Raw genomic sequence first — 24,889 nt, 5'->3', positions numbered from 1 at the left:
CACGGGCAGCCGCCTGTTCGACGAGCACGGCCGCCCCTTCCTCGACTTCTGGCGCCGCCACGTCCGGACACCCCTGCCCCCGCTCCGGCCCCCTCGCGTCCGTCGCCGTCCTGAGCTTGGCGGGTCCTGAGGCAGACTGGGCGCATGGCCATCCACGAGAACCTCCTGGGGGGACCGGCCCCCACCCATCTGCCCGACGACCCGGAGCCGCGCGAGCTGCTCGCGGGCGGGACCGCGCCGGCCGACGTCGCCGCGAAGTACCCGACCTCCTCGCTCGCCTGGGCCCAGCTCGCCGACGACGCCTACGAGCGGGGCAGCGTCGTCGAGTCGTACGCCTACGCCCGTACCGGCTACCACCGCGGCCTCGACGCGCTGCGCCGCAACGGCTGGAAGGGCCACGGCCCGGTGCCGTGGGAGCACGAGCCGAACCGCGGCTTCCTGCGCGCCCTGCACGCCCTGGCCCGCGCGGCCGGCGACATCGGCGAGAAGGACGAGTACGAGCGCTGCAGCACCTTCCTGCGGGACTCTTCGGAGACCGCCGCGGACACCCTGGGCTGACGTTTCGGGGGAGGGAGGGGGAGGGTTCGTTTCGGACAGACTCCTTGAGTTGTTCGAGGGTGTTCGGCTTGGTCGGTACGATCCTGCGGACCGTTGTCCCAGCGGCCGGAGCTCCTCCCCCTCCCATCCGGCCCTTGTCCGGGAGAAGGCCGTCTTGGGTAGGCGTGGTGCTCGGAAGCGGCGGGGTTGGTTCGTCTGCTGCCTCGTGTGTGTGCTGGGTGCGGGGGGCTTCTTCTTATTCACCTGGGGTGGGATACCTCGGGGGGGAGTGGGCCGCGGGTCGCCGTTTCCACGGCGCCCTTGCCTCGGATCACCTCCGGCGGGCCCGTCGAGCCCGCTCCCGCGCCGTCCCGTGCCGGGGTGCCCCGGGGCGGGGACGGGGTCTTCAACACCGCCAGGGCCGTCGGGCCCGTCGTGGGCCGGGGCGGGGAGCTGCGGCGTTTCCGGGTGCAGGTCGAGGACGGGATCGAGTTGGTGGCGGGTGACGTCGCCCTGGAGATCCAGGGGATCCTGGCGCATCCGCGGTCCTGGGGCGCGCACGGGCGGGGGCGGTTCCAGCTCGTGGCGGACGAGGCGGACTTCGTCATCCGGATCGCCACGCCCGACACCGCCGACCGGCTCTGCCGGGAGAGCGGCTTCGACACCCACGGCGAGCTGAACTGCGAGACCGCCGAGGGCGTGGTCGTCAATCTGCGGCGGTGGACGCTGGGCTCCCCGACCTTCGCGGGGACGCCCCGCGCGTACCGGCATCTGATCATCAACCACGAGATCGGGCACGAGATCGGCATCCGCCGCCATCTGGGCTGCCCGGGTCCGGGCAGGCTCGCGCCCGTGATGATGCAGCAGATCAAGGGGCTGGGCGGATGCCGGTCGAATGCGTTTCCGTATGACGAAGAGGGGATCTACATCGCCGGGCCCGCCGTGTCATGATGCGCTTGGGAGGTCGTGCGACGGAGCACGCCTTCCGAGGGGACCGGGGCTCCCGTGCCGCAAGACGGCACGGTAGGAGCGGACCGCTACCCGGTAGCACGTACCGAGGAGACAGCGATGTCGGCCTTTCCCCCCGATGCCTCCGGAGCCGGTTCGGTCAGCGATGACCCGAATCTCGACTTCGCGGGCACCACGCCGTACGAGGACTACGTCCAGGCGGACGTACTGACCCATTTGCAGCACCTGCGCTCCGACGACCCCGGCGAGATGGTCTTCCTGGTCACCACCCAGGTCATGGAGCTGTGGTTCACCGTGATCGTCCACGAGTGGGAGACCGCCGCCCGCGCGCTGCGCGAGGACGACCTGGGCGTCGCCCGGGACGCGCTCAAGCGGTCCGTGCGCGAGCTTGAGGCGCTCAACGCCTCCTGGCGCCCGCTCGCCCAGCTCACCCCCGCCCAGTTCAACTCCTACCGCGGCGCCCTCGGCGAGGGCTCCGGGTTCCAGTCGGCGATGTACCGGCGCATGGAGTTCCTGCTCGGCGAGAAGTCGGCGTCCATGCTGGTGCCGCACCGGGGCGCGCCCCGCGTCCACGCCGAGCTGGAGAAGGCGCTCCACGAGCCCAGCCTCTACGACGAGACGCTGCGGCTGCTCGCCCGGCGCGGGCTGGCGGTGCCCGAGGAGGTCCTCGGGCGGGATCTGGCGCTGCGCTACGAGCCGCATCCCGAGGTCGAGCGGGTCTGGGCGGGCGTTTACGCCGATGCCGACCAGAACGCCGAACTCGTGCGGCTCGGCGAGGCGTTGAGCGATGTCGGCGAGCTCGTGTGGCGCTGGCGCAACGATCACCTGGTCGCCACCCGGCGGGCCATGGGGTCCAAGACCGGCACCGGCGGGTCGGCCGGGGTGGCCTGGCTGGAGAAGCGGGCCCAGAAGAACGTCTTCCCCGAGCTGTGGACGGCGCGCAGCCATGTCTGAGCACCTCGCGGCGCGGGCCGCCGAACTGGACGCCGGCGACGGACTCGCCGCGCACCGGAAGAAGTTCGTCCTCGACTCCGGGGTCTACCTCGACGGCAACTCGCTCGGCGCGCTCCCCGCGCACGTGCCGGCGCGGATGGCCGAGGTCGTCGCCCGCGAGTGGGGCGAGCTGCGCATCCGCTCCTGGGACGAGTCCGGCTGGTGGACCGCGCCCGAGCGGGTCGGCGACCGGATCGCGCCCCTCGTCGGCGCCGCCCCCGGGCGGATCGTGGTCGGCGACTCGACCAGCGTCAACGTGTTCAAGGCCGTGGTCGCGGCGGCGCGCCTCGCGGGGGAGGGGCGGGACGAGATCCTCGTCGACGCCACCACCTTTCCCACGGACGGGTACATCGCCGCCTCCGCCGCCCGGATGACCGGGCACCGGGTGGTGCCGTGCGCGCCCGGTGAGCTGGCGGACGCGGCGGGGGAGCGGACCGCGCTCGCCCTCGTCAACCACGTCGACTACCGCAGCGGGCGGCTCCAGGACCTGCCCGGGATCACCGCCGCGCTCCACGCGGCGGGCGCGCTGGCCGTGTGGGACCTGTGCCACAGCGCGGGCGCGCTGCCCGTCGGGCTCGACGCGCACGGGGTGGACCTGGCCGTCGGCTGCACCTACAAGTACCTGAACGGCGGGCCCGGTTCGCCCGCGTTCCTGTACGTGGCCGAGCGCCACCAGGCCGCCTTCGACTCGCCGCTGCCGGGCTGGAACTCGCACGCCGACCCGTTCGGGATGACCCCCGGCTACGAGGCCGCCGACGGCGCGGTCCGGGGCCGGGTCGGCACCCCCGACATCCTGTCCACGCTCGCCCTGGAGTCGGCGCTCGACGTCTGGGACGGGGTGCGGATCGAGGACGTGCGGGCCAAGTCGCTGGCGCTGACGGACTTCTTCCTGGAGTGCGTGCGGGCCTACGCCCCCGCGGGCCGGGTCGAGCCGTTGACGCCGGAGGCGCACGCGGAGCGGGGCAGCCAGGTCGCGCTGCGCTGTGCCGAGGCGCCCGAGGTCATGGCGGAGCTGATCCGGCGCGGAGTGGTCGGCGATCTGCGCCGTCCGGACATCCTCCGCTTCGGTTTCACCCCGCTGTACGTCTCTTTCGCGGACGCGGAGCGGGCGGCGCGGGTGCTCGGGGACGTGCTGGCCGGATAGGTCCGATGATCGCCTGATCGGCGGGTGCCGGACTCCTGGTACGGTCCCCGCAGGTCAGGCCAATTCGGCCGCGTATCCGAGAGGTTGGAAGCATCATGCCGGACCCCGCCGCGCGCGACGCCGCCGAAGAGGCTTCGGCCCTCTCGCACCCGGCCGTCGTCCCGGACGCCACGGCCGCGTACGGGGCCCATCCCGACCAGGTCGTCGACTTCTACGCCCCGCGCGACGGCGGCCGGAGCGCGCCGCTGGTGGTCGCCCTGCACGGCGGCGCCTGGCGGGCCCCGTACGACCGGGGGCACCTGACCCCGTTCGTGGACTTCCTGGCCCGGCGCGGTTTCGCCGTGGCGAACGTCGAGTACCGGCGCGGCGGCGGGATCCCCCGGCAGGGCGGTACGGGGCCGGTGGCCGGGCGCTGGCCGGAGACCTTCGACGACGTGGCCGCCGCGCTCGACGCCGTACCGGACCTGGCGGCCGCGGCGCTGCCCTCTGCGGACCCGCGCCGGATCGTGCTGACCGGGCACTCGGCCGGCGGGCACCTCGCGCTCTGGGCGGCGGCCCGGCATGTGCTGCCGGCCGGCTCGCCCTGGCGGCTGCCCGCGCCGCCGGCGCTGCGCGGGGTCGTGGCGCTCGCGCCGATCGCGCACTTCGCGCGGGCGGTGGAGCTCGACGTGTGCGGCGGGGCCGTCACCGAACTGCTGGGCGGGGCGGGGGAGTCGGCGGGCCGGTTCGTCTTCGCCGATCCCGCCGCGCTGCTGCCCACCGGGATCGCCACCACCGTCGTCCAGGGCCGTGAGGACACCGTCGTCCCGGCCGCCGTCGCCGAGTCCTACGTCGAGGCGGCGGCCAAGGCGGGCGAGACGGTCGGCTTCACGCTGCTGGAGGACGCCGGGCACTTCCCGCTGATCGACCCGGCCGCGGACGCCTGCGCGGTGGTCGCGGAGGAGATCGCCCAGCTCGCCTGGTAGCCCGCGCGGGGCCGCGTAGTCCTTGAGGCGGACCCCCCGGGATCCGTATCCAGCCGGACGACCGGCGGCGCGGCCCGCCCGTACGGTGGTCGGGTGACTTCGACGACCAGGACCCCCGAAACCGGCGGCAGCCCCGAGCTCCGCATGACGAAGAAGGCGCTCGGCGGGCTGCGGGCGGACCTTCTCGACGACGCCAACGCGTACCGCCCGCTGGCCCGCATGAACACGGACCGCGGCCCGGTCCGTTTCCTCCCGGAGGGGATACGGATCCATCTGGGACTGCTGCCGCACGCCCTGGTCGTGGCGCTGGCCGTGATCGTGTTCGGCATCGGCTACGTGGCCGGCGGAGGCGGCTACGGGCTGCGCGGGATGCTCTTCTCCGGTCTTCCCGCCGCGACGGTGCTGCTGACCCTCGTGCGCCCGGTGTTCGCCTTCTGGGTGTCGTTGGCCTCGACCCCGTTCCTCGCGTACGCGGGGTTCTCCGGAATGTGGCCCTGGGAGCCGAACTCCCTCGCCGGCCACCTCGTGGTCCTCACCGTCGTGGCCATGCGCACCCGTCCCCGTACGGCCGCCGGGATGTGGCTGATCACCGCCGGGTACGCCTTCTTCGCCACCTTCCTCTTCGGCCTCGGGCGCACCAACGACGCCCCCCAGCTGCTGTTCTTCTCCGCGCTCGTGCTGCTGGCCGTCAGCCTCCGGCAGGTCCGCCGGGAGGCCGCCGAGGAGGTCACCGCCCAGCAGTCGGTGACGGCGGTCGAGCGGTCCAGGCGCACCCTGCTCGAAGAGCGCACCACCATCGCCCGTGAGCTGCACGACGTCGTCGCCCACCACATGTCGGTGGTCGCGATCCAGGCCGAGGCCGCCCCGTACCGGGTGGAGAACCCGCCGCCGGAGCTGGAGAAGGCGTTCGCGACGATCCGCGAGAACGCGGTGGCGGCCCTGACCGAGCTGCGCCGGGTCCTCGGGGTCGTGCGCGCCGAGGACTACGAGGCGCCCGACGCCCCGCAGCCGACCCTCGCGGACCTCGACGGCCTGGTCGGCAACGTCCGCGAGGCCGGGCTCGACGTGACGCTGACGGTCGTCGGCGCGGTGCGCGAGCTGCCGCAGGGCGTCGAGCTCTCGGCGTACCGGATCGCGCAGGAGGCCCTGTCGAACGTGCTGCGGCACGCCCCCGGCGCCGCCGCCAAGGTCGAGGTGAGCCACGTGCTCGGCGGGATCGGGCTGCGGATCGCGAACGGCCCGGCGCGCGGGCTCGTGAAGCCGTCGCCGGGCGCGGGCCACGGCATCACCGGGATGCGGGAGCGGGTCGCCATGCTGAACGGCGAGATGACGGCCGAGCCGACCGACGAGGGAGGATATGCCGTGACCGCGTACATCCCCGTGCCCCGTGAGGAGGCCGCCGAATGACCATCCGCGTGCTGATCGTCGACGATCAGATCATGGTCCGCGAGGGCTTCTCGGTGCTGCTGGGCGCCATGCCGGACATCGAGGTGGTCGGCGAGGCCGTCAACGGGCGCGAGGCCGTCGCCCAGGTGGCCGCGCTCCGCCCCGACGTGGTCCTGATGGACATCCGGATGCCGGAGCTGAACGGCATCGACGCCACCCGCGAGATCGTGGCCGCCGACGCCGACGCGAAGGTGCTGGTGCTGACCACCTTCGACCTCGACGAGTACGTGTACCAGGCGCTGCGCGCCGGGGCCTCGGGCTTCCTGCTGAAGGACGCCTCGGCCCGGCAGCTCGCGGACGGGGTCCGGGTGGTCGCGGCGGGCGAGGCGCTGCTCGCGCCGACCGTCACCCGGCGCCTGATCACCGAGTTCGCCCGCTCGGCGGTCTCCCCCCGGCCGCCCGCGATGGCGCAGATCGGGGAGCTGACCGAGCGCGAGACGGAGGTCCTGGTGCTGATCGCGCAGGGCCTGTCGAACGTGGAGATCGCCGACCACCTGGTGGTGGCCGAGTCCACGATCAAGACGCACGTCAGCCGGATCCTGGTGAAGCTGGGCCTGCGGGACCGGACGCAGGCGGCGGTCTTCGCGTACGAGGCGCGGCTGGTCCAGGTCGGTGGCTGAGGCCGTACGGGGGGCCCGGGGGCCGCGGGGCCGGTAGCGTCCGGTCATGGACGCTGCCTTCGATCCCTGGTCCCCGGAGTTCGTCGCCGACCCCTACCCCGCGTACGAGCGGCTGCGGGCCGCCGGGCGGGCCCACTGGTTCGCGCCGAGCCGCCAGTGGCTGGTGCCGCACCACGCGGACGTGTCGGCGCTGCTGCGCGACCGCCGCCTCGGGCGGACGTACACCCACCGCTTCGGCCACGAGGAGTTCGGGCGGGAGGCGCCGGACGCGGCCCACGAGCCCTTCCACACGCTCAACGACCACGGGCTGCTGGACCTGGAGGGCGCCGACCACGCCCGGATCCGGCGGCTGGTCTCGCAGGCGTTCACACCCCGGACCGTGGAGCGGCTGGCGCCGACGGTGCGGCGGCTGGCCGCCGAGCTGGTGGCCGGCCTGGTCGCGGACGGCGGCGGGGACCTCCAGGCGCGGGTCGCGGAGCCGCTGCCGGTGGCGGTGATCGCCGAGATGCTGGGGGTGCCGGACGACGAGGAGGAGCGGGGGCGGCTGCGGCCCTGGTCCGCGGACATCTGCGGGATGTACGAGCTGAACCCCTCGGCGGAGACGGCCCGCCGTGCGGTGCGCGCCTCGATCGAGTTCTCCGACTATCTGCGGGAGCTGATCGCCCGGCGGCGCAAGGAGCCGGGCGACGACCTGGTCTCGGCGCTGATCGGGGTGGCCGGGCTGACCGAGCAGGAGATGATCTCCACCTGCGTGCTGCTCCTGAACGCGGGCCACGAGGCCACCGTGAACACCACGGTCAACGGCTGCCGGACGCTGCTGGAGCACGGGCGGTGGAGCGGGCTCGCGGGGGACGTGGGGGCGGCTGGGGCCGACGGGGCGGCCGGGGCCGGTGGGGCCGCAGGGGGCGCCGGGGGCGCTTCCGGGAAGTTGTCCACAGCTGTGGAAGAACTGCTGCGCTACGACACGCCGCTCCAGATGTTCGAGCGCTGGGTGCTCGACGACATCGAGCTCGGCGGCCTGGTCATCCCGCGCGGCTCGGAGGTCGCGCTGCTCTTCGGCTCGGCCAACCGGGACCCGGCCCGCTTCGGCCCCACCGCCGACCGGCTCGACCTGGCCCGCGCGGACAACCCGCACGTGACCTTCGGCGCGGGCATCCACTACTGCCTGGGCGCCCCGCTGGCCCGCCTGGAGCTGACCGCCGTCTTCGGCGAGCTGCTGCGCCGGGCGCCGGGGCTGCGGCTGGCGGCGGAGCCGGTGCGCAAGCCGGGGTACGTGATCCGGGGCTTCGAGGGGCTGATGGTCGAGGTCTGAGGGGGCGGGGGGCCGGGGCCGCTCAGGCCGCCGGGAGGCCCAGGGCGCGGGCCAGCTCGCGCAGGTCGTCGCGGTAGAGCCGGGCCGTGTCGCGGGCCCTCGGGCCGAGGACGCCGGCCACCTCCAGCGCGACCAGCCCGTGCAGCCGGGCCCACACCCGCAGGGTGACGGCGAGGGCGGCGGGCGGCAGCTCCGGGTGGGCCGCGCGGGCGACGGGGACGAAGGCGGGGTCGAAGTCCTCCCACGCGTACTCCTCGGTGCCCCGCGCCGCCCCGGCGCCCGGCCACGCCTCGGCGACCAGGCCGAGCAGCCCGAGGCAGAGCCGGTGCTCGGCCTCGGCGGCGGCCCGGGAGGACGGGGACGCCGGGTGCCCGGTGAGCGCCTCGCCGTACAGCAGCCGGAACTCGTGCGGGTGGGCGAGGGCCCACTCCCGGTAGGCGAGCCCGTGGGCGATCAGCCGGCCCGCCGGGTCCTGGGCGCCCGCGCCGGAACGGGCCCGCTCCAGGGCGTCGGCCAGGCCCGCGTACGCGTCGGCCGCGAGCGCGGCGAGCAGCTCGTCACGGGTGTCGTAGTACGTGTACAGCGAGGCGGGTGTCATGCCCATCTCACGTGCCACGGCACGCAGTGACAGGCTCGCCGCGCCGCCCTCGGCGAGCGAGCGGGAGGCGATGGCCTTGATCTCGTCGAGGGTCGAGGCGCGCAGGCGCGCGCGGCGGGTCTGCTGCGGGGGTGCGTCCATGCGCCCGAGGATACACCCGATCGGAAACTGAACAGTGTTTGCTTTTTCGAACGGTGTTCGTTTACGTTGGCGGAGCACCCCCCCCCGAAAGGAAAAAGAGTTCCGTGGACATCCGTGGTTACGAGACCGGACCGATCACCGCCGAGGCCGCCTTCACCTCCGACTTCGAGATCCCCGGCGACCTGCCGGTGCAGAAGCTCGTGAACATGCTGGAGATCGAGCGCCGCAGCATGGACATCCGGTCCGGGATGCGGCACAAGTACACGCCGCTGCGCTACGACGCCGTGACGGGCGAGCCGCAGATCGGCGGCCGCTACCTCTTCGACACCTGGGACGACGTCCTCGACTACGACCGCTTCACCAGCGAGGAGCTGGAGTTCGAGGAGGGCGTGAAGTTCTGGGACCGCCCCTTCTTCCTGGATGTGGACCGGCACATCTGGCGCGTCACCGGCGCCCACGACTTCACCCCGCTGGCCACCACCCACCACGTCAACCGCTTCGAGCGCTGGACGTACCCGGGCGACGCCGCCGAGGTCGCGGCCCTGCTGGAGCGGGCCTGGCCCGCGCTGCGCGACGCCGCCGAGGCGTCCGGCGCGGCGAGCGTCTGGCTGATGCACCAGCCCGAGGAGAAGCAGATCGCCGTGCTGACCGTCGCCGCGCGGGTCGAGGCGCCGACCGCCGAGGAGTCGGCGAACCGCTCGCTCGCGGCCCTGGCCGGCATGGCCTCGCCGGGCCGGCTGCTGCCCGAGGAGATCGGCGCGACCCAGGTCTTCGACCGGACCAGCCTGATCCTGGCCATGTGGCTGCCGGAGTCCCGCCTGCTCGGCGGCGCCCCGTCGCACTACCCGGCGGCTCCGGTCCACCCGCTGCCCACCGTGGCCCCGCAGGCCCCGGCGAGCGCCTGAGCGGCCGCGCGAGCGGTACGCGCGAGAGCGCCGGGCACCGCAGTGGCCCCGGCCCCGTGACGACGGGACCGGGGCCACTGGCGTACGCGGGCGGGTACGGGCGCGGGCTCAGCCCGCCAGGTCCCGGCGGCGCAGCCCCGCGAGCCCGGCGGCCGTCAGGGCCGCCGCCAGCGCGGTGAGCAGCAGCAGCGGGGCCCAGGTCAGCGCCTGGCCGGGCAGCTTCGGCAGGTGGGCGAAGGGGGAGAGGTCCAGGACCGCCCGGGGCAGGTTCAGCGCCGGGCCGATCCAGCCGAGCGCCAGGCACAGCCCCGTCACGCCCCAGGCGGCCGAGGCGGCCCTCGGGGCGGCGCCCCAGAGCAGCACGGCGAGCCCGGCCAGCGTCCACACGGCGGGGAGCTGGGCGAGCGAGGCGCCCACGACCCGGCCCGGCTCGTGCCCGTAGGACAGCGCCAGGCCCGCCCCGCTGAGCAGCAGGATCAGCACCGGCCCGGCGAAGGCAACGGCCAGGTGCCCGGCCGCCCAGCGCGGCCGTCCGACCGGGGCGGCGAGCAGCGGTTCGGCGCGCCCCGAGGTCTCCTCGCCGTGCGCCCGCAGCACCGCGCCGACCGCGAACAGCGCGGCGACCATCCCGAACAGCCCGGTCATGGTGGCCAGGAACGCGTCCGTGAGGGCGGTCTGCCCGCCCATCCGCTCGAAGATCTCCCGGGCCCGCTCGTTGTCGCCGACGAGCTCGGCCGCGCCCTCGACCAGGCCGCCGAAGACCAGCCCGCCGAGCAGGAAGCCGAGCGACCAGCCGAGCAGGGTGCCCCGCTGGAGCCGCCAGGCGAGCGCGCCCGCCGTCCCGAGCCGCCCGGCGGCGGGGCCGGGGCGGCCCGGCAGCAGGCCCGCGCCGAGGTCGCGGCGGGTGTGCAGGGCGTACGCGGCGAGGAGCAGCGCGCCGGTGGCGGCGGCGGGCAGCGCCAGCACCCACCAGCGGTCGCCCGCGAAGGCGCGGACCTGCTCGGCCCAGCCGACGGGGGAGAGCCAGGTGAGGGCGGAGCCGCCGTCGGGGCTGCCCGCGTCGCCCGCCGCGCGCAGCGCGAAGGCGAGGCCGAGGAGGCCGCCGGTGAGGCCCTTGGCGAGCCGGGCGCTCTCGGTGAGCTGGGCGACGACGGCGGCGAGGGCCGCGAAGACCAGGCCGGTCGCGCCGATCGCGAGGCCGAGCGCGAGCGCCCCGGCGGCGCCCTGGGCGGCGAGCCCGGCGGTGACGAGGAGGGCGACGGCCGTGTTCGCGGCGAGGGCGGTGAGCAGCGCGGCGGCGAGCGGGGCGCGGCGGCCGACGGCGGCGGCCGACAGCAGTTCCTGGCGGCCGGTCTCCTCCTCCTCGCGGGTGTGGCGGACGACGGTGAGGAGGCTCATGACGGCGGCGAGGACGGCGGCGAAGGTGCCGAACCGCCAGGCGACGAGCCCGCCGAGCGAGTCGTCGAAGACGGGCCCGTACAGGGCGCGCAGCGAGCCGTTGGCGGTCATGGAGGCGGCGAGCTCGGCGCGCTGGGCGGGGGTGCCGTAGAGCCCTCCGAGGGAGCCGGGGCCGCCGGCGACGAGGCCGCCGGTGACCAGGATCCACAGCGGCAGGGTCAGCCGGTCGCGGCGCAGGGCGAGCCGGGTGAGGGCGAGGGTGCCGGTCATGACCCGGCCCCGGTCGCCGGGTCGGGGGCGTCGGCGGCGTCCGCCGCGTCGGCTCCGTCGGTGTAGTGGCGGAGGAAGAGCTCCTCCAGGGTCGGCGGGGTGCTGGTGAGGCTGCGGACGCCGGTGGCGGTCAGGGCGCGCAGGACGGCGTCGAGCTTGTCGGTGTCCACCTGGAGCCGGACCCGCGTGCCGCGCACCTCCGGGTCGTGGACGCCGGGCAGGGCGGTGAGGCCGTCGGGCGGTGCGGCGGCGAGTTCGGCGACGAGGCTGGTGCGGGTGAGGTGGCGGAGCCCGGCGAGGGTGCCGGTCTCGACGGTGCGGCCCGCGCGGACGATGCTGACCCGGTCGCAGAGGGTCTCGACCTCGCTGAGGATGTGGCTGGAGAGCAGCACGGTGGCGCCGCGCTCGCGGGCCTCGCCGACGCACTCCTGGAAGACCTCCTCCATCAGCGGGTCGAGGCCGCTGGTGGGCTCGTCGAGGAGGAAGAGCTCGGCGTCGGAGGCGAAGGCGGCGACCAGGGCGACCTTCTGCCGGTTGCCCTTGGAGTAGCTGCGGCCCTTCTTGGTGGGGTCGAGCTCGAAGCGTTCGACGAGCCGGGCGCGGCGGGCCGGGTCGACGCCGCCGCGCAGCCGCCCGAAGAGGTCGATGACCTCGCCGCCGGAGAGGTTGCGCCAGAGGGTGACGTCGCCGGGGACGTAGGCGGTCCTGCGGTGCAGGTCGACGGCGTCGGCCCAGGGGTCGCCGCCGAGCAGCCGGACGGTCCCGGAGTCGGCGCGGAGCAGGCCGAGCAGGATGCGGAGGGTGGTGGACTTCCCGGAGCCGTTGGGCCCGAGGAAGCCGTGCACCTCGCCGGGCTCGACGTCGAGGTCGAGGCCGTCCAGCGCGTGGGTGCGGCCGAACGCCTTGTGGAGCCCGGCCACCGTGATTGCCTTCGTCATGCTTCTGAACCTACGCGCGTTTCACAAATTTGTGAAGTTAAGGAAACGTAGAAAGTGGATGCGATAGTGGAGGGCATGACGACGACCAACGAAGAGGCGGTCTCCCGCTTCGTCGAACGCTTCGCCGCCGAACTCACCGAGGCGGGGATGCAGCGCATGGCCGCCCGCGTCTTCGCGGCGCTGCTGGCCTCCGAGACGGCCTCGATGACCTCGGCCGAGCTCGCCGAGCAGCTGCGGATCAGCCCGGCCGCCGTCTCCGGCGCGGTCCGCTACCTCACCCAGGTCGGCATGGTCAGCCGCGAGCGCGACCCCGGCACCCGCCGCGAGCGCTACGTCCTGCACAACGAGCTCTGGTACGAGACCTTCACCCGCCGCGACCAGGTCCTGACCCGCTGGGAGAAGGTCCTCAGGGACGGCGCCGCGACCCTCGGCCCGGACACGGCGGCGGGGGCCCGGACGGCGGAGACGGCGGAGTTCTTCGAGTTCCTTCAGAGGGAGATGCTCGGCCTGCTGGACCGCTGGCGGGACCACAAGCGGGCCGAGGGCGCCGCGTCCGCTCAGGGCTGAGCGGGCGCCCCCGGGGCGGACTCGGCTCCCGGCCCGGCCTCCGGGGCGGACTCGGCTCCCGGCCCGGCCTCCGGGGCGGACCCGGCTCCCGGCCCGGCCTCCGGGGCGGACCCGGCTCCCGGCCCGGAGGCCGGCACCGGCTCCAGCAGCCCCGCCAGGTGGCCCAGCAGCTCGGCGCCGTCCGCCGTGCCCGCCTCCAGGTACGGCCCGGCGGGCCACAGCGGCCGGTCCCCGAGCCACGGCACCACCACCGGGTCCCGCTCGTCCTCGCCGTCCCGGTCCAGCCAGCCGCGCAGCTCCGCCGTCCCGGTCGGCGGCACCGGCCGCTGGTCCGGCAGCAGCGGCAGCACCGCCTCCGGCCGGTCCTCCGGCCCGCCGTGCGCGGGGAAGAGCACCAGGAAGACGTCGTTCCCGACCGGCGCGGGCACCAGCGCGTACCGCCGCTCGACCGGTACGGGCGCGAGCGCGGCCCGGACCAGCACCCGGACCACCGGCAGCCCCCGGTGCCACACCTGGAACGCCTGCCACAGGGTGAAGGCCGCGGCGGCCGTCATCATCAGCACGACGTGAGTCGGCGGGCCCCCGGGCGACTCCGGGTCGGGCCAGAGCAGATCCATCGCCGCCAGCCCGCCGAACACCGCGACACCGGACAGGCCGAAGCCGACCCCGTGCAGCCCCGCCACGCTCCGCAGCGAGCGCAGCCGCCACCACGGGGCCGTGCGAGGGTCCGCCTCGGGGCCGCGCGGGCGCTTGCGGGCAGGCGGGGCGGCGCCCCAGGACACGGCGTGCGCGGCGAAGCGCTCGTACGAGGGGAGCCCGGCCCCCCGGGCGACGGCGGGGGCGCCGGGGGCGGGCCGCGCCTCCTGCGGCGGGGCCGGCAGCGGCAGCGCCGTCAGGCCCACCTCGTCGGCGCGGTCCAGCAGCCGCTGCCGCGCGGCCATGCCCCACACCGGCTTGGCCCGGAACAGCGGCAGGCCGCCGGGCGCCGCGAGCACCCCGCCCGTGCGCGGGTCGCCGCACCACCACAGCACGCCCGACGGGGCCGGCCGCACCTCCTCCCAGCGCGCGCGGCTCGCGACCACCCGCAGCGGCAGCACGCCCCCGTCGGCGGTCGCCAGGACGACGGCCTCGCCGCTCCAGGAGCGCACCACGGCGGTCGCGGGGTGGGCCGTCCAGGGCCCGGCGGCCAGGATCCGGCGGAAGCGGCGCGCGAGCGGCAGCCGGACGAGGCCGAAGACGACGGCCAGCATCCCGAACAGCCCCGCGTATCCGGCCAGGTCCTGCGCCCACGGCGGGTCCTCCGGCAGCACGCCGAAGCCGACGGCGGCCAGGACCACGACGCCGAGGCCGCCGAGCGCCAGCCGGACGCCGCCGCGCCGGTACAGCCGCAGCTCCTCCGCCGTCTCCGGCAGATCCAGCGCGCACACCGTGCTCACGGTGCTCACGGTGCTCACCGCGTTTCCCCCAGGCCCCCCGGCCACATCCACCACCCCTGTCCCTGCCGACGCCTACGTCGATGCGTACGCCTACGCCTACGCGTACGCAGGGACAGTAACCGCAGGGCGCGAAGGCCGGCGGAAGGGGATCCCGGGACCTGGCCCGGTCCCGGGGCCGGTCAGCCGTCCCTCGGCAGCGTCAGCGCCCAGGCCCCCGCCCGTACCCGCCACTCCCGCCGCCGCACCGGGCCCGACACCGTGGCGTCCGCGCGGTAGCGGAAGTCCGGGCCCGTGACCGTCAGGGTCTGCGCGGTGGCGTGCAGCGGAGGGGCGGCGGCCGGGGCCAGGGTCAGCGCCGCCGCGCCGCCCAGGGCGCGCACGGTCAGGCCCGTCAGCGGGGTGTCCACGTCGCTGAGCAGCACCCCGTCCGCCTCCACCCGCAGCCGGTGGGAGCGGTCCGGGAGCGGCGCGGGCGCGGGCCGGACCAGGGTGCGGACCAGCGAGCGGCAGGTGTCCCAGACGGTCGGCGGGGCGGCGGCGAGCAGCCGGGCGGCCGGCACCTCCAGGCGGTGCAGCACCACCCCGCCGCTGTCGTCGACGAGCAGGTCCAGGCGGCGCGCCACGCCGTCGAGGACCGCCCGCGCGGCGCCCACCGGGCCCGGCGGCACGCCGAGCGCGCGGGCGGTCTGGATCCGGTCCGGGGCGCCGACCGGGACCAGGGCGAGGGGCGGCCCGGCGGGGTCGCCGTCCCGCTCCAGCAGGGTCACCGCGCGGAGCAGCGCACGGTCGTCGCCGAGGACGACGGGGCGCCGGGAACCGCGTCTGGCCAGCATCCGGGCGAACTCCTCGGGACCGTCCGGCAGGCAGATCTTCGCTTCCGCGCCGGCGGACAGCACATCCTTCGCGATCCGCACGGACTCGCCGTCCAATCGGCGGGCGACCGGGTCGATGATGACCAGCAGCTGGTCGTGATCCGACACCTCGGTCCTTCCTCGGGTAGCATCTTTGTGCAAGAGCCCCTTGCGCTATTGCGCCAGGGGCTTCGTCTATTCCGGGGCACACCGGTGAGGCGGCGTACGCCCCCTGACCTTGGACATGCCCCACCCGGAAGGGGTGTACGCCTGTGCCCGCACTTGTGCTGCTCGGTGCTCAGTGGGGTGACGAGGGCAAGGGAAAGGCCACCGACCTCCTCGGTGGATCCGTTGACTATGTGGTGCGCTACCAGGGCGGCAACAACGCCGGCCACACGGTCGTCGTAGGCGACCAGAAGTACGCGCTGCATCTTCTCCCTTCCGGAATCCTCTCCCCGGGGTGCACCCCGGTGATCGGAAACGGTGTCGTCGTCGACCCGGCGGTCCTGCTCTCCGAGCTGAGCGGGCTGAACGAGCGCGGCGTGGACACGTCGAAGCTCCTGATCAGCGGCAACGCGCACCTGATCACCCCGTACAACGTCACGCTCGACAAGGTGACGGAACGGTTCCTCGGCAAGCGGAAGATCGGCACCACCGGCCGCGGCATCGGCCCGACCTACGCCGACAAGATCAACCGCGTCGGCATCCGGGTCCAGGACCTGTACGACGAGTCGATCCTCACCCAGAAGGTCGAGGCGGCGCTGGAGGGCAAGAACCAGCTCCTCGCCAAGCTGTACAACCGCCGCGCGATCGACTCCGCCCAGATCGTGGAGGAGATGCTCCAGTACGCGGAGCAGATCAAGCCGTTCGTCGCGGACACCACGCTGATCCTGAACAACGCGCTCGACCAGGACAAGGTCGTGCTGTTCGAGGGCGGCCAGGGCACCCTGCTCGACGTCGACCACGGCACGTACCCCTTCGTCACCTCCTCGAACCCGACCGCCGGCGGTGCCTGCACGGGTGCGGGTGTGGGCCCGACGAAGATCAGCCGGGTCATCGGCATCCTCAAGGCGTACACGACCCGTGTCGGCGCCGGCCCGTTCCCGACCGAGCTCTTCGACGAGGACGGCGCCGCGCTGCGCCGGATCGGCGGCGAGCGCGGTGTGACCACCGGCCGTGACCGCCGCTGCGGCTGGTTCGACGCGGTCATCGCCCGCTACGCGACCCGCGTGAACGGCCTGACCGACTTCTTCCTCACCAAGCTCGACGTGCTCACCGGCTGGGAGCAGATCCCGGTCTGCGTCGCGTACGAGATCGACGGCAAGCGCGTCGAGGAGCTGCCCTACTCGCAGACCGACTTCCACCACGCGAAGCCGATCTACGAGATGCTGCCGGGCTGGTCCGAGGACATCACCAAGGCCAAGACCTTCGCCGACCTGCCGAAGAACGCGCAGGCGTACGTGAAGGCGCTGGAGGAGATGTCGGGCGCCCCGATCTCCGCGATCGGCGTCGGCCCCGGCCGCACCGAGACGATCGAGATCAACTCGTTCCTCTAGGCACCGCCCGCCACGGAAGGGCCCGCACCCCGGATCGGAAGACCGGGGGCGGGCCCTTCCGCGTGCCGGGGACGGCGACGACAGGCCCTAGCCCCGTACGTACTCCCCGGGCTCCCCGTCCGCCGACATCCCGTACATCAGCAGCCGCTCCTTGCCCTGGTGGCGGACGATCCGCAGGTTGGTGGAGACGTCCTCGACGCAGTCCGGGTCCCAGGTGTCCGGGTCGCGGGTCTGCGGGCCGAGCACGAGGAGCCGGCCGGCGGCGCCGACGACGGCGGTCGCCGCGCAGTCGACGTCCTCGGAGGTGACGTTTCCCTGGTCGTCGGTGCGCGGATACGACTGCTCCAGCCGCACCAGCGCGGCGCCGACCGGGCCCTGGGTGACCGTGAGCCGGTTGATCCAGCGGTCCGCGCCGCCCGGCGGGGGCCCGGCGAGCGGGACCTGGTTCCAGGTGCCGAGCAGGGCCGCCGGGACGATCGAGCCGCCGGTCCTGGCCCGCTGGAAGGTGCTCCTGGCGACGCCCGAGCCCCACTCGACGACGTCGTTGGCGCGCAGCCGCAGGGTCTGGCGGGCGGCCGGGGTGCAGCGCCGTTCGGGCACGCTCGCGGTGATCTCGGCCTCGCCGAGGACGAGCTCGGTGTCGTTCGCGGACAGCAGCACGGCCCGCCCGATGCAGAGCCGCTCCCCGGTGACATGGGTGTAGACGGCGCTGCGGCTGCCCGCCGCGCCCTGCGCGATCTCGATCCGGCTGACCTCGTACGGGGCCTCCGCCGAGCCCCGCAGCACGCCCTCCCAGGCGCCGAGGAAAGCGGCGGGCACGATCCCGGCGGGCCGCGCGGCCGACGCGCCGCCGGCGGCCCGCCCCTCGCCGGTGCCGCCCGACCGCTCCTGCGGCCACGCGACGTACGCGAGGACGGCGGCGCCCGCGACGGCGAGGGCGGTGAGGGCGGCGGTGAGCCCGCGCCGGCGGCGGCGCGGGGCGACGGTGTCGGAGACGGAGACGGAGACGGAGGGGCCCGGGGCCGGGGCCGGAGTCGGGGCCGTCGTGACGTGCCCCGCGGCACCCTCCCTCTCCGTATCCGGCCCCGTCTCGGGCTCCGTCTCCGCCTCCAGCAGCCGGGCCGCCTGCCGTCCGAGGGAGGCCAGCAGGTCGGCGGGCAGCCACGGCTCGGTGACCGGGAGGGTCTCGACGAGCTCGGTGGCGGTGGGCCGCCCGGCCGGGTCCTTGGTGAGGCAGGCGCGGATCAGCCCGGTCAGCTCCGGCGCCAGGCCCGTCAGGTCGGGCTCGTCGTGGGCGATCCGGAACATGGTGGCGTGCACCCCGCTGTCGGCGCCGCCGAACGGGGTGCGCCCGGTCGCCGCGTACGCGAGGACGGCGCCGAGGCAGAACACGTCGGACGCGGGGGTCAGCCTCTCGCCGCGCACCTGCTCCGGCGACATGAAGCCGGGCGAGCCGACGACCGCGCCGGTGCTGGTGAGCCCGCCGTCGGTGACGGTGTCGACGGCGCGCGCGATGCCGAAGTCGATGATCTTCGGGCCGTCGACGGTCAGCAGCACGTTCGAGGGCTTCAGGTCCCGGTGGACGAGCCCCGCCGCGTGCACGTGGACGAGGGCGCGGGCCAGCCCGGAGGCGAGGGTGCGGACGCTGTCGGTGGGCAGCGGCCCGTACGCGTCGCCGACGACGGTCCGCAGCGAGGGCCCCGGCACGTACCCGACGGCCACCCAGGGCGGTTCGGCGGCGGTGTCCGCGCCGAGGACGGGCGCGGTGCCGGTGCCGCCGACCCGCTCCAGGGCGGCGACCTCGCGGGCGAAGCGGCGCCGGAACTCGTCCTGGGCGGCCAGCTCCGCGTGCACGACCTTCACGGCCACCATGCGCCCGCCGGCCGAGCGGGCCAGGAACACCCGGCCCATGCCGCCCACGCCGAGCCGGCCGATCAGCCGGAACGGCCCTACCGCGACCGGGTCTTCCGCGTTCAAGGGATCCACGCGGAAGAGGATGCCAGACACCCGCGCGGAGGCGGGGGTTCAGCCCTCGCCGCAGATCCGCAGCCCCTTCGGGGTGGCGCAGGGCAGGTGCCCGTGGGTGCTGATGACGGCCTGCCCGCCGCCGCTGCCGAGGAAGGCGAGGAAGCCGGCGGTCAGCGAGTCGGCCGGCGGCACGCCCCAGGTGTAGGCGTACTCGATCTCCCGGTACGGGTAGGGGGAGGTGCCGATCTCGTCCACGTTCGGGTGCCGCCCGTCGATGCCGACGCGGTGCAGGCCCTTCAGCCCGCTGCCGGAGCGCAGTTCGGTGTAGCCGATGGCGCCGGGCAGGGCGGCGACGGTGCCGAGGACCTGGTCGGTGCTGTCGAGCTCGCAGCGCACCACCCGGGCCTCGGGATCGTCCTTGTGGACGCAGTCGCGGGAGGAGTTGGCGGGCTCGTTGCGGCCGAGGACGCGCCGCTGGAAGACCTCGCGGGTCCCGGAGTTGGCGTCCCGGCTGACCAGCAGGACGGGCAGGTCGGGGCCGCCGAGCCGGCTCCAGTCGACGACGTCGCCCCGGTAGATCCGGCGTACGTCGTCCAGGGACAGGTCCGTCAGCGGCACCTTGTCGTTGACGACGAGGCCGAAGAGGGAGACGGCGACCATGGTCTCGCGCAGCTGCGGGTAGCCGTCGGGCTTGCGTCCGTCGGAGAGGGCGATCAGCGCGGGCGCGCTCTTGGGGCTCCGCGCGCCCCGCTCGGCGAGCTCGCGGATCCCGGCGGTGGAGCCGTGCGTGTCGACGAGGACGGTGGCGCCGTCGCAGTCCTCCTCGTAGCGGCGGGCCAGGTCGCGCAGGACGGGCGCGAAGGCGGTGGAGCCGGTGACGGTGAGGGTGCCGCGGGCGCAGCCCATGGGCGGCGGGGCGTCGTCGCGGACCACGATGATCGTGGCGAGGACGACGACGCAGACGGTGAGGACGACGGTGACGGCGCGGGCGGCGCGGCCGAGGACGGGCGGGGTGTCGTCGAGGGTGGTGCTGTGGTTGGTGTGGAGGTCGCCGTCGCGGATGCCGCCGGAGACGGTGACGGGGGTGCCGACGGGGCCGCCGGTGAGCAGGGCGAGCAGTTTGAAGTACTGGCCCCGGTTGAGCGGCACCTTGGGGAGCCGGACCTGGCTGCCGCCGTGGGCGAGGGCGGCGGCGGTGAAGGGCGCGCCGGTGACGGCGACGGCCCGGACCTGGCGGGGGCCGAATTCGACGGTCAGGCCGTGGTCGTCCAGCTGGTAGTCCTCGCGGCCGATGGAGACGGCGCCGTCGTTCTCGACGCGCAGCAGGACGAGAGTGGCGTCGGCCATGTCGGGCTGCCCGTGGAAGAGCCCGGCGTCCGGGTTGTCGCGCTCGCCGACGGGGGTGTCCAGCTGCACGCGGTAGCCGATCCGCTTGCGGCGCGGCACCCGGCGCTCGATGACGAGGACGCCGAAGGTCACCACGACGCCGAGCAGCGCGGTGACGACGGCGATGACGTTCTCGGGGCTGACCCAGTCCACGGCGGCCACGGTACGGACGTACGTGCGAGCGGGTGGCCGACCTCGTCCGCCCGCCACCCGGCGTTCGCGCTTCCGCAACCGGGGCCGCCGTCCGCCGGGTCCCGCCGTCCGTCCGGGCCCACCCCTGTTGCCGGGGGTGCCGGGCGTGGGTGTAATGGCCACGAGGGGGCTGCCGCAGGAGGAGAACCGCATGCGTGTCGTCGAAGTGACCGCTTACGGCGGACCCGAGGTCCTCAGCATGGCCCGCCGCCCGGAACCCGAGGCCGGGGAGGTGCCGGGGAAGGTGCGGGTCCGGCTGAAGGCGGCCGGTGTGACCATGGCGGACCTGAGGATCAGGAAGGGCCTGTACGCCGACGCGATCGGCGCCCTGCGCCCCCCGTTCGTCCTCGGCACGGACTTCGCGGGCCGCCTCCTCGACCCGGCGGGCGAGCTGCCGGCCGGCACCCGGGTGGCGGGCTTCGTCCCGTGGTTCGCGGAGCTGACGGGCGAGGGCACGTACGCGGAGGTCATCCGGGTGGACCCGGAATGGCTGGCGCCGGTCCCGGCGGACGTGGACTTCACGGCCGCGGCCTCGGTGCCGCTGGGCGCGGTCACCGCCCGCCAGGGCCTGGAGAAGCTGGACCTCCCGCCGGGCGCCACGCTCCTGGTGACGGGCGCCAGCGGCGTCGTGGGCCGCTTCGCCGTCCAGTTGGCGGCGGCGGCCGGGCTGCGGGTGGTGGGCGTGTCGTACGAGGGCGACGAGAACGAGCTGAAGGTCCTCGGCGCCGAACACGTCGTCCCGCGCGGGGAGCCGGCGAAGGTCCTCGCGGACGTCCTGGCGCACGTCCCGGACGGCTTCGACGGGGTCTTCGACGGCGCCCTGCTCGGTACGCCGGTGCTGGCGGCCCTGAAGGACGGCGGCACCTTCGCCGCCCTGGCCCCCGACCGCACCCCGACGGCCGAGCGCCGCATCGAGGTCCACACGGTCGTCGGCCGCCCCGACGCGGCGGCCCTGGCCGGGCTCCTGGAGCAGGTGGCGGCCCGCGAGCTGATCACCCGGGTGGCGGACGTGATGCCCCTGGAGGAGGCCGCGGAGGCCCACAAGCGCGCGGAGTCGGGGCACCGGCCGGGCCGGATCGTCCTGATGATCTGAACGTCCGGCCCGCCGGGCCGCGGGCGGGGCCTACTCGGCGTAGAACCCCTGCACGTCGGCGATGAGGTCCGCCGTGCCGCCGTGGTTGTAGAACGTCACCTTGCCGTCCTTGACGGGGACGACGACCAGGTTGGAGACGGTCGCCCCGGCGGGGACGTTCAGGTTCGACGCGGCGGTGCGGGTGGTGCCGTACGGGTAGGCCGTGACGTACGTGGCCGAGGTGGTGTTGGTGGCGGTCACGTTGAGGACCACCGCCGTCGCCTCCGCCGGGACGTTCGCCGTGCCGCCCACCGTCAGGGTGACCGTCCCGGCCGGGCCGACCTTCGCCTTGGCGACGCCGGTGCCGTCACGGGTGTCCATGACGCGCCGTGAGTTCAGCGAGGAGTAGAGCGAGCCCACCCGGTCGCCGGTGTAGTAGCCGGCCACGTCCGCGATCAGGTCGACGGAGCCCGCGTGGTTGTAGAGGTCCACGCCGCCGTCCTTGACGGGCACGACGACCAGGTTCGAACGGGTCTCGCCCTCGCCGGGGTTGAGGTGCGATCCGACGACCGCCGAGCCCTTGGGGAGGACGGCGACGAAGGTGCCGGCGGTGACGTTGGTCGCCGTGACGTTGAGGACGACGGCCGTCACGGCGGGGTCGGCCAGCTCGGTGCCCTGGAAGGAGAGCCGGGCCCGCGAGCCGCCCGCGACCTTCGCCTTGGGCGCGCCGAGCCCGCTGCGGGTGTCGAGCGCCCGCCACGGGGTCATCGGGCGGTAGAGGGAGTCGTCGTCGCCCGCGCCGTTCACCCCGGCGAGGTCCGCGATCAGGTCCACGGTGCCCGCGTGGTTGTAGAAGGTCACCTTGCCGTCGTCGACGGGGACGACGACCAGGTTGGACACGGTCTGCCCGGCGGCCACGTTGAGGTGCGAGGCGGCGGGCCGTCCGTAGGCCCCGGCGTACGCGGTGACGTACGTGCCCGCGGTCGGGTTGGTCGCCGTGACGTGCAGGGCCACCGAGGTGGTGGTCTGCCAGTCGACGCCCGGCACCTCGGAGAGGTCCAGGACGGCCGAGCCCTTGGCGCCGATCTTGCCCTTGGCGACCCCGGTGCCGTCGCGGGTGTCGAGCACCCGCCGCGGCGGCAGGCTGGTGAAGCTGGAGTGCGCCGGGGACGCGCCGCCGCGCAGCACGACCTCGCCGCTCAGCGTCGTCGGGGCGCCTGCGGGGCCGTCGGGGCGGGCCGTCAGCGTCCAGGTGTACCGGCCGTTGCCCATGAGCGTCCCGGACGCGTCCTTGCCGTTCCACGTCGGCCGCAGCGTCCGCCCGTCGGTGCCCGAGGCGAGTTCGGTGACCTTGCCGGTGGTGTGGTGGCGGGCCGTCAGGGTCCAGTCGCCGAAGGGGCGGGAGGGCACGACGGTGGTGAGGAGCACCGGCTCCTCCCGCGGTCCGGCCTCGACGAGGGCGTTCGGAGTGTCCTCGCGGGAGAGCAGCGTCAGCGGCTGGCGCGCGACGCCGCTCGGCACCACGTGCACCCGCCCCTCCGCGTCGGCGTACGCGAGGTCGCCGCCCCACTTGTCGACGGTCCAGGTGATCCGCCGCTGCGCGCGCCCGCTGTCGGGCAGGTCGCCGACGACGCGGGAGGCCGCGGTGGCCTCGGCGCCGGTCAGGACCAGCTTCCCGGCGGCCTTGTCGTGGGTGACGACGTAGCCGTCGCCGAGCAGCGCCTCGCCGGACGGCACGGTCCTGCCGGTCTTGTCCGTACGGTCGTAGACCCCGGCGGGGCCGTTCGCGCCGCAGGACCAGTAGAGCCAGCGGCCGACGGCCTGGAGCTCCTCGGGCACGCAGGGCGCGCCGGTGTTGAGCGCCTCGACGGCCTTGCCGGTCTTCAGGTCCTTCGCGCCGACGGCGCCCTTCTCGGCGCCCGCGCTCCACAGCCAGGAGCCCCAGAGGGCGGCGGCGACGGGGGCGCGCTGCTCCAGGACCTCGGTCTTCTCGGGGTCGGACGTCATCCGCACCACGCGCTGGGTGGTGCCCCGGCCCGTGGTGACGTCCATGACCAGGTAGGAGCCGCTGAGGTCGCGGACGCGGGCCGTGCCGCTCGGGTAGGTGAAGTTGAGGATGCCCTGCTCCCAGCCCTGGACGCTGATGTAGCCGTCGCTGCCGGTGACATGGCTCAGGAAGCCGCCGTTGCCCGCGGCCCAGAGCTCCTCGCAGGCGGTGTCCCCGGCAGGGCAGGGCTCCACCCGGAGGCTCCTGGGGTCGCGCTTCCCGTAGCCGGGCTCGCCGGTCGTGGTCAGCCCGCGCCGCCAGGCGCGCGCCTCGTTCGACGTGGCGTCGCTGCGGTCGAGGACGGTCAGCTGGCCGTGGTCGAGCGCGAGGCTCTCGACCGGGACGGGGGTGCCGGGCAGCCTCTTCACGACCGAGACCGCGGGCTTGCCGTCGGCGCCCTGGGTGATGCGGCGGACCGCCCAGTCGTCGTTGCCGGGCCCGGTCACCACGACGGCGCTGTCGGTGCCCTGGCCGACGCCGAGGTTCTCGCCCTGGGTCAGCTCAACGGGTGCGCCGCCCCGGACGGGTACGGCCCTGATGCTGTTGTACGCGGTGGTCACGAGCCAGTCGCCGACGAGGGCGGCGGGCTGGTCGTACACGCTGAACGGCACCTCGGTCAGCGGTGCCCCGAGGTCGGCGCGGGATCCGACGAGGACCTTGGGGTCGGTGTAGTCGCCGTAGAACGCGACGTACTTCCCGGACATCATGGTGTACGCGAAGCGGGCCGGGACGGACGGGAAGCGGCCCTCGACGGCGCCCGTTGCGGCGTCGACCAGGGTGTACGTCCTGCTCCCGTTCAGCTCGGGTCCCCGGAGCAGGATCGACGTGGTGTCGCCCGCGACCGCGGGGCCGTACTCGGTGCCCGCCGGCTCCTCCACCGGGTGCGCCACGGTGGTGCCGTCGGCCCCGGCGGAGAAGATGGTGGTGCGGCCCGTGGCGTCGTCGGCGACCGCCCGCGGCCCGTAGACGTCGGCCTCCTTGAGCCCGGCGGGCAGGCGCAGGGTCTGCACCCGGCCGTCGGGGTACCGCAGGTCGACCCGGTCCGCCGACACGTAGGCGAGGGCGTCGGTGCCGGTGCCGCGCCCCGGGCGGGTCTCGGCGCCGATGCCGGGGATATCGGAGGTCAGGCCGTCGTCGAAGCGGGTCCAGACCGGATCGGGGCGCCCGTCCAGCTCCAGGAAGACGCCCTCGGAGCCGACGCTGTCCGCGTCCCCCGCTTCCCCCTGCTGCGCCTTGTAGACCGCGTCGAACCGGGGGGTTGTCTTGACCGCCGCCGGGACGACCAGCTCCCCGGGCACTCCCGGGGTGTCCGCTGACGCCGATGAGGCCAGCGGTATCAGGCCACCTGCGGCGACCGTGAGTCCGAGCGCGGCGAGAGAGGCCCTCCGCGCGAGGGTATGACGAACCACCTGGTGTTCTCCCCGTGTTCCCCTGTGGCGGTCCGGACGGAATCCGGTCCGCTCTGTGACAGCTGTGACAGCTGCGGCCTGTGGTGCCCCTGTGGCATTCCTGTGCCCCCCGGCGCAGGCCGAAAAGGAGCGTAACAGCGGAACTCCCGGCACCGTTTCGAGTTTTCGG

General features: G+C 74.8%; 20 protein-coding genes. 12 read left to right on the top strand and 8 right to left on the bottom strand.

The annotated features are described in order from the left end of the window. Nucleotides 1-144 precede the first annotated feature (144 nt). The 8 genes from AB0C99_RS05655 (at nt 145) to AB0C99_RS05620 (ending at nt 7,986) form a co-directional block, all read left to right on the top strand. Nucleotides 145-558, top strand: a complete 414-nt coding sequence (locus AB0C99_RS05655; protein ID WP_362469692.1) for a DUF3151 domain-containing protein — start codon at nt 145-147, stop codon at nt 556-558. 300 nt (nt 559-858) lie between these two features. Then, nucleotides 859-1,488: a DUF3152 domain-containing protein gene (locus AB0C99_RS05650; RefSeq protein WP_362469691.1), complete on the top strand. Its 630-nt coding sequence runs from the start codon at nt 859-861 to the stop codon at nt 1,486-1,488. Between the two features lie 117 nt (nt 1,489-1,605). Continuing rightward, nucleotides 1,606-2,460 (top strand): tryptophan 2,3-dioxygenase family protein, encoded by an 855-nt coding sequence (locus tag AB0C99_RS05645; protein WP_362469688.1) that lies wholly within the window; start codon nt 1,606-1,608, stop codon nt 2,458-2,460. After that, the gene (gene kynU / locus AB0C99_RS05640) at nt 2,453-3,643 is read left to right on the top strand and encodes a kynureninase (RefSeq protein ID WP_362469685.1); all 1,191 of its coding nucleotides are present in this window, start codon (nt 2,453-2,455) and stop codon (nt 3,641-3,643) included. The genes AB0C99_RS05645 and kynU overlap by 8 nt, the downstream gene beginning before the upstream one ends. Before the next feature lie 95 nt (nt 3,644-3,738). Then, on the top strand, nt 3,739-4,608 hold the full coding sequence (locus AB0C99_RS05635) for an alpha/beta hydrolase (RefSeq protein ID WP_362469683.1): 870 nt from the start codon (nt 3,739-3,741) through the stop codon (nt 4,606-4,608). A 144-nt stretch (nt 4,609-4,752) separates the two neighbouring features. Continuing rightward, on the top strand, nt 4,753-6,015 hold the full coding sequence (locus tag AB0C99_RS05630; RefSeq protein ID WP_362469737.1) for a histidine kinase: 1,263 nt from the start codon (nt 4,753-4,755) through the stop codon (nt 6,013-6,015). Next, the gene (locus AB0C99_RS05625; RefSeq protein WP_362469680.1) at nt 6,012-6,674 is read left to right on the top strand and encodes a response regulator transcription factor; all 663 of its coding nucleotides are present in this window, start codon (nt 6,012-6,014) and stop codon (nt 6,672-6,674) included. Before AB0C99_RS05630 ends, AB0C99_RS05625 begins: the two co-directional genes overlap by 4 nt. 46 nt (nt 6,675-6,720) lie before the next feature. Then, the gene (locus AB0C99_RS05620) at nt 6,721-7,986 is read left to right on the top strand and encodes a cytochrome P450 (protein ID WP_362469677.1); all 1,266 of its coding nucleotides are present in this window, start codon (nt 6,721-6,723) and stop codon (nt 7,984-7,986) included. Nucleotides 7,987-8,008: 22 nt separating this feature from the next. On the opposite strand, the gene AB0C99_RS05615 is transcribed toward AB0C99_RS05620, so the two are convergent. Next, nucleotides 8,009-8,725 carry a TetR-like C-terminal domain-containing protein gene (locus AB0C99_RS05615; protein WP_362469675.1) on the bottom strand — a complete coding sequence of 239 codons (717 nt, stop codon included), beginning with the start codon at nt 8,723-8,725 and terminating at the stop codon, nt 8,009-8,011. A gap of 104 nt (nt 8,726-8,829) precedes the next feature. On the opposite strand from AB0C99_RS05615, the gene AB0C99_RS05610 reads away from it, so the two are divergent. After that, the gene (locus tag AB0C99_RS05610) at nt 8,830-9,630 is read left to right on the top strand and encodes a hypothetical protein (RefSeq protein ID WP_362469672.1); all 801 of its coding nucleotides are present in this window, start codon (nt 8,830-8,832) and stop codon (nt 9,628-9,630) included. A 108-nt stretch (nt 9,631-9,738) separates the two neighbouring features. Here AB0C99_RS05610 and AB0C99_RS05605 read toward each other — a convergent pair whose 3' ends face one another. Continuing rightward, nucleotides 9,739-11,298 (bottom strand): ABC transporter permease, encoded by a 1,560-nt coding sequence (locus AB0C99_RS05605; protein ID WP_362469669.1) that lies wholly within the window; start codon nt 11,296-11,298, stop codon nt 9,739-9,741. Beyond that, the gene (locus AB0C99_RS05600) at nt 11,295-12,236 is read right to left on the bottom strand and encodes an ABC transporter ATP-binding protein (RefSeq protein ID WP_362469667.1); all 942 of its coding nucleotides are present in this window, start codon (nt 12,234-12,236) and stop codon (nt 11,295-11,297) included. Before AB0C99_RS05600 ends, AB0C99_RS05605 begins: the two co-directional genes overlap by 4 nt. Nucleotides 12,237-12,311: 75 nt before the next feature. Here AB0C99_RS05600 and AB0C99_RS05595 point away from each other — a divergent pair, with 75 nt between their 5' ends. After that, nucleotides 12,312-12,803, top strand: coding sequence for a MarR family transcriptional regulator (locus AB0C99_RS05595; protein WP_362469664.1), 492 nt, complete (start codon nt 12,312-12,314; stop codon nt 12,801-12,803). Here the strand turns inward: AB0C99_RS05595 and AB0C99_RS05590 are convergent. Continuing rightward, on the bottom strand, nt 12,794-14,248 hold the full coding sequence (locus AB0C99_RS05590) for a hypothetical protein (protein WP_362469661.1): 1,455 nt from the start codon (nt 14,246-14,248) through the stop codon (nt 12,794-12,796). The two genes, AB0C99_RS05595 and AB0C99_RS05590, sit on opposite strands and share 10 nt — an antisense overlap. A 170-nt stretch (nt 14,249-14,418) precedes the next feature. Further along, nucleotides 14,419-15,219, bottom strand: coding sequence for a diacylglycerol kinase (locus AB0C99_RS05585; RefSeq protein WP_362469658.1), 801 nt, complete (start codon nt 15,217-15,219; stop codon nt 14,419-14,421). Nucleotides 15,220-15,362: 143 nt separating this feature from the next. Between AB0C99_RS05585 and AB0C99_RS05580 the strand changes: the two genes are divergently transcribed. After that, entirely contained in the window at nt 15,363-16,646 is a 1,284-nt protein-coding gene (locus AB0C99_RS05580) for an adenylosuccinate synthase (RefSeq protein WP_362469656.1), read from the top strand. 87 nt (nt 16,647-16,733) lie between these two features. Here AB0C99_RS05580 and AB0C99_RS05575 read toward each other — a convergent pair whose 3' ends face one another. Together AB0C99_RS05575 and AB0C99_RS05570 are read right to left on the bottom strand one after the other, a co-directional pair. Then, the gene (locus tag AB0C99_RS05575; protein WP_362469654.1) at nt 16,734-18,632 is read right to left on the bottom strand and encodes a serine/threonine-protein kinase; all 1,899 of its coding nucleotides are present in this window, start codon (nt 18,630-18,632) and stop codon (nt 16,734-16,736) included. 39 nt (nt 18,633-18,671) lie between these two features. Further along, nucleotides 18,672-20,153 carry a substrate-binding domain-containing protein gene (locus tag AB0C99_RS05570; RefSeq protein ID WP_362469651.1) on the bottom strand — a complete coding sequence of 494 codons (1,482 nt, stop codon included), beginning with the start codon at nt 20,151-20,153 and terminating at the stop codon, nt 18,672-18,674. A gap of 190 nt (nt 20,154-20,343) precedes the next feature. On the opposite strand from AB0C99_RS05570, the gene AB0C99_RS05565 reads away from it, so the two are divergent. Next, complete coding sequence (locus AB0C99_RS05565; protein ID WP_362469648.1) at nt 20,344-21,285, top strand: NADP-dependent oxidoreductase; 942 nt, start codon at nt 20,344-20,346, stop codon at nt 21,283-21,285. A gap of 30 nt (nt 21,286-21,315) precedes the next feature. On the opposite strand, the gene AB0C99_RS05560 is transcribed toward AB0C99_RS05565, so the two are convergent. Further along, entirely contained in the window at nt 21,316-24,609 is a 3,294-nt protein-coding gene (locus AB0C99_RS05560) for a hypothetical protein (RefSeq protein WP_362469647.1), read from the bottom strand. Nucleotides 24,610-24,889: the final 280 nt, after the last annotated feature.

This window comes from Streptomyces sp. NPDC048659, from assembly GCF_040650575.1.
In the GTDB taxonomy this organism is placed as follows: domain Bacteria; phylum Actinomycetota; class Actinomycetes; order Streptomycetales; family Streptomycetaceae; genus Streptomyces.
Note: the sequence above shows the minus strand (reverse complement) of the source record. Positions and strands in the feature narration are given on the sequence as shown.

Bases quoted from the DNA above. Each gene is read 5' to 3' on its own strand.
- AB0C99_RS05655 (WP_362469692.1), top strand. From the start codon at position 145: ATGGCCATCCACGAGAACCTCCTGGGGGGACCGGCCCCCACCCATCTG.
- AB0C99_RS05645 (WP_362469688.1), top strand. From the start codon at position 1,606: ATGTCGGCCTTTCCCCCCGATGCCTCCGGAGCCGGTTCGGTCAGCGAT.
- kynU (WP_362469685.1), top strand. From the start codon at position 2,453: ATGTCTGAGCACCTCGCGGCGCGGGCCGCCGAACTGGACGCCGGCGAC.
- AB0C99_RS05635 (WP_362469683.1), top strand. From the start codon at position 3,739: ATGCCGGACCCCGCCGCGCGCGACGCCGCCGAAGAGGCTTCGGCCCTC.
- AB0C99_RS05630 (WP_362469737.1), top strand. From the start codon at position 4,753: ATGACGAAGAAGGCGCTCGGCGGGCTGCGGGCGGACCTTCTCGACGAC.
- AB0C99_RS05625 (WP_362469680.1), top strand. From the start codon at position 6,012: ATGACCATCCGCGTGCTGATCGTCGACGATCAGATCATGGTCCGCGAG.
- AB0C99_RS05620 (WP_362469677.1), top strand. From the start codon at position 6,721: ATGGACGCTGCCTTCGATCCCTGGTCCCCGGAGTTCGTCGCCGACCCC.
- AB0C99_RS05615 (WP_362469675.1), bottom strand. From the start codon at position 8,725: ATGGACGCACCCCCGCAGCAGACCCGCCGCGCGCGCCTGCGCGCCTCG.
- AB0C99_RS05605 (WP_362469669.1), bottom strand. From the start codon at position 11,298: ATGACCGGCACCCTCGCCCTCACCCGGCTCGCCCTGCGCCGCGACCGG.
- AB0C99_RS05600 (WP_362469667.1), bottom strand. From the start codon at position 12,236: ATGACGAAGGCAATCACGGTGGCCGGGCTCCACAAGGCGTTCGGCCGC.
- AB0C99_RS05595 (WP_362469664.1), top strand. From the start codon at position 12,312: ATGACGACGACCAACGAAGAGGCGGTCTCCCGCTTCGTCGAACGCTTC.
- AB0C99_RS05565 (WP_362469648.1), top strand. From the start codon at position 20,344: ATGCGTGTCGTCGAAGTGACCGCTTACGGCGGACCCGAGGTCCTCAGC.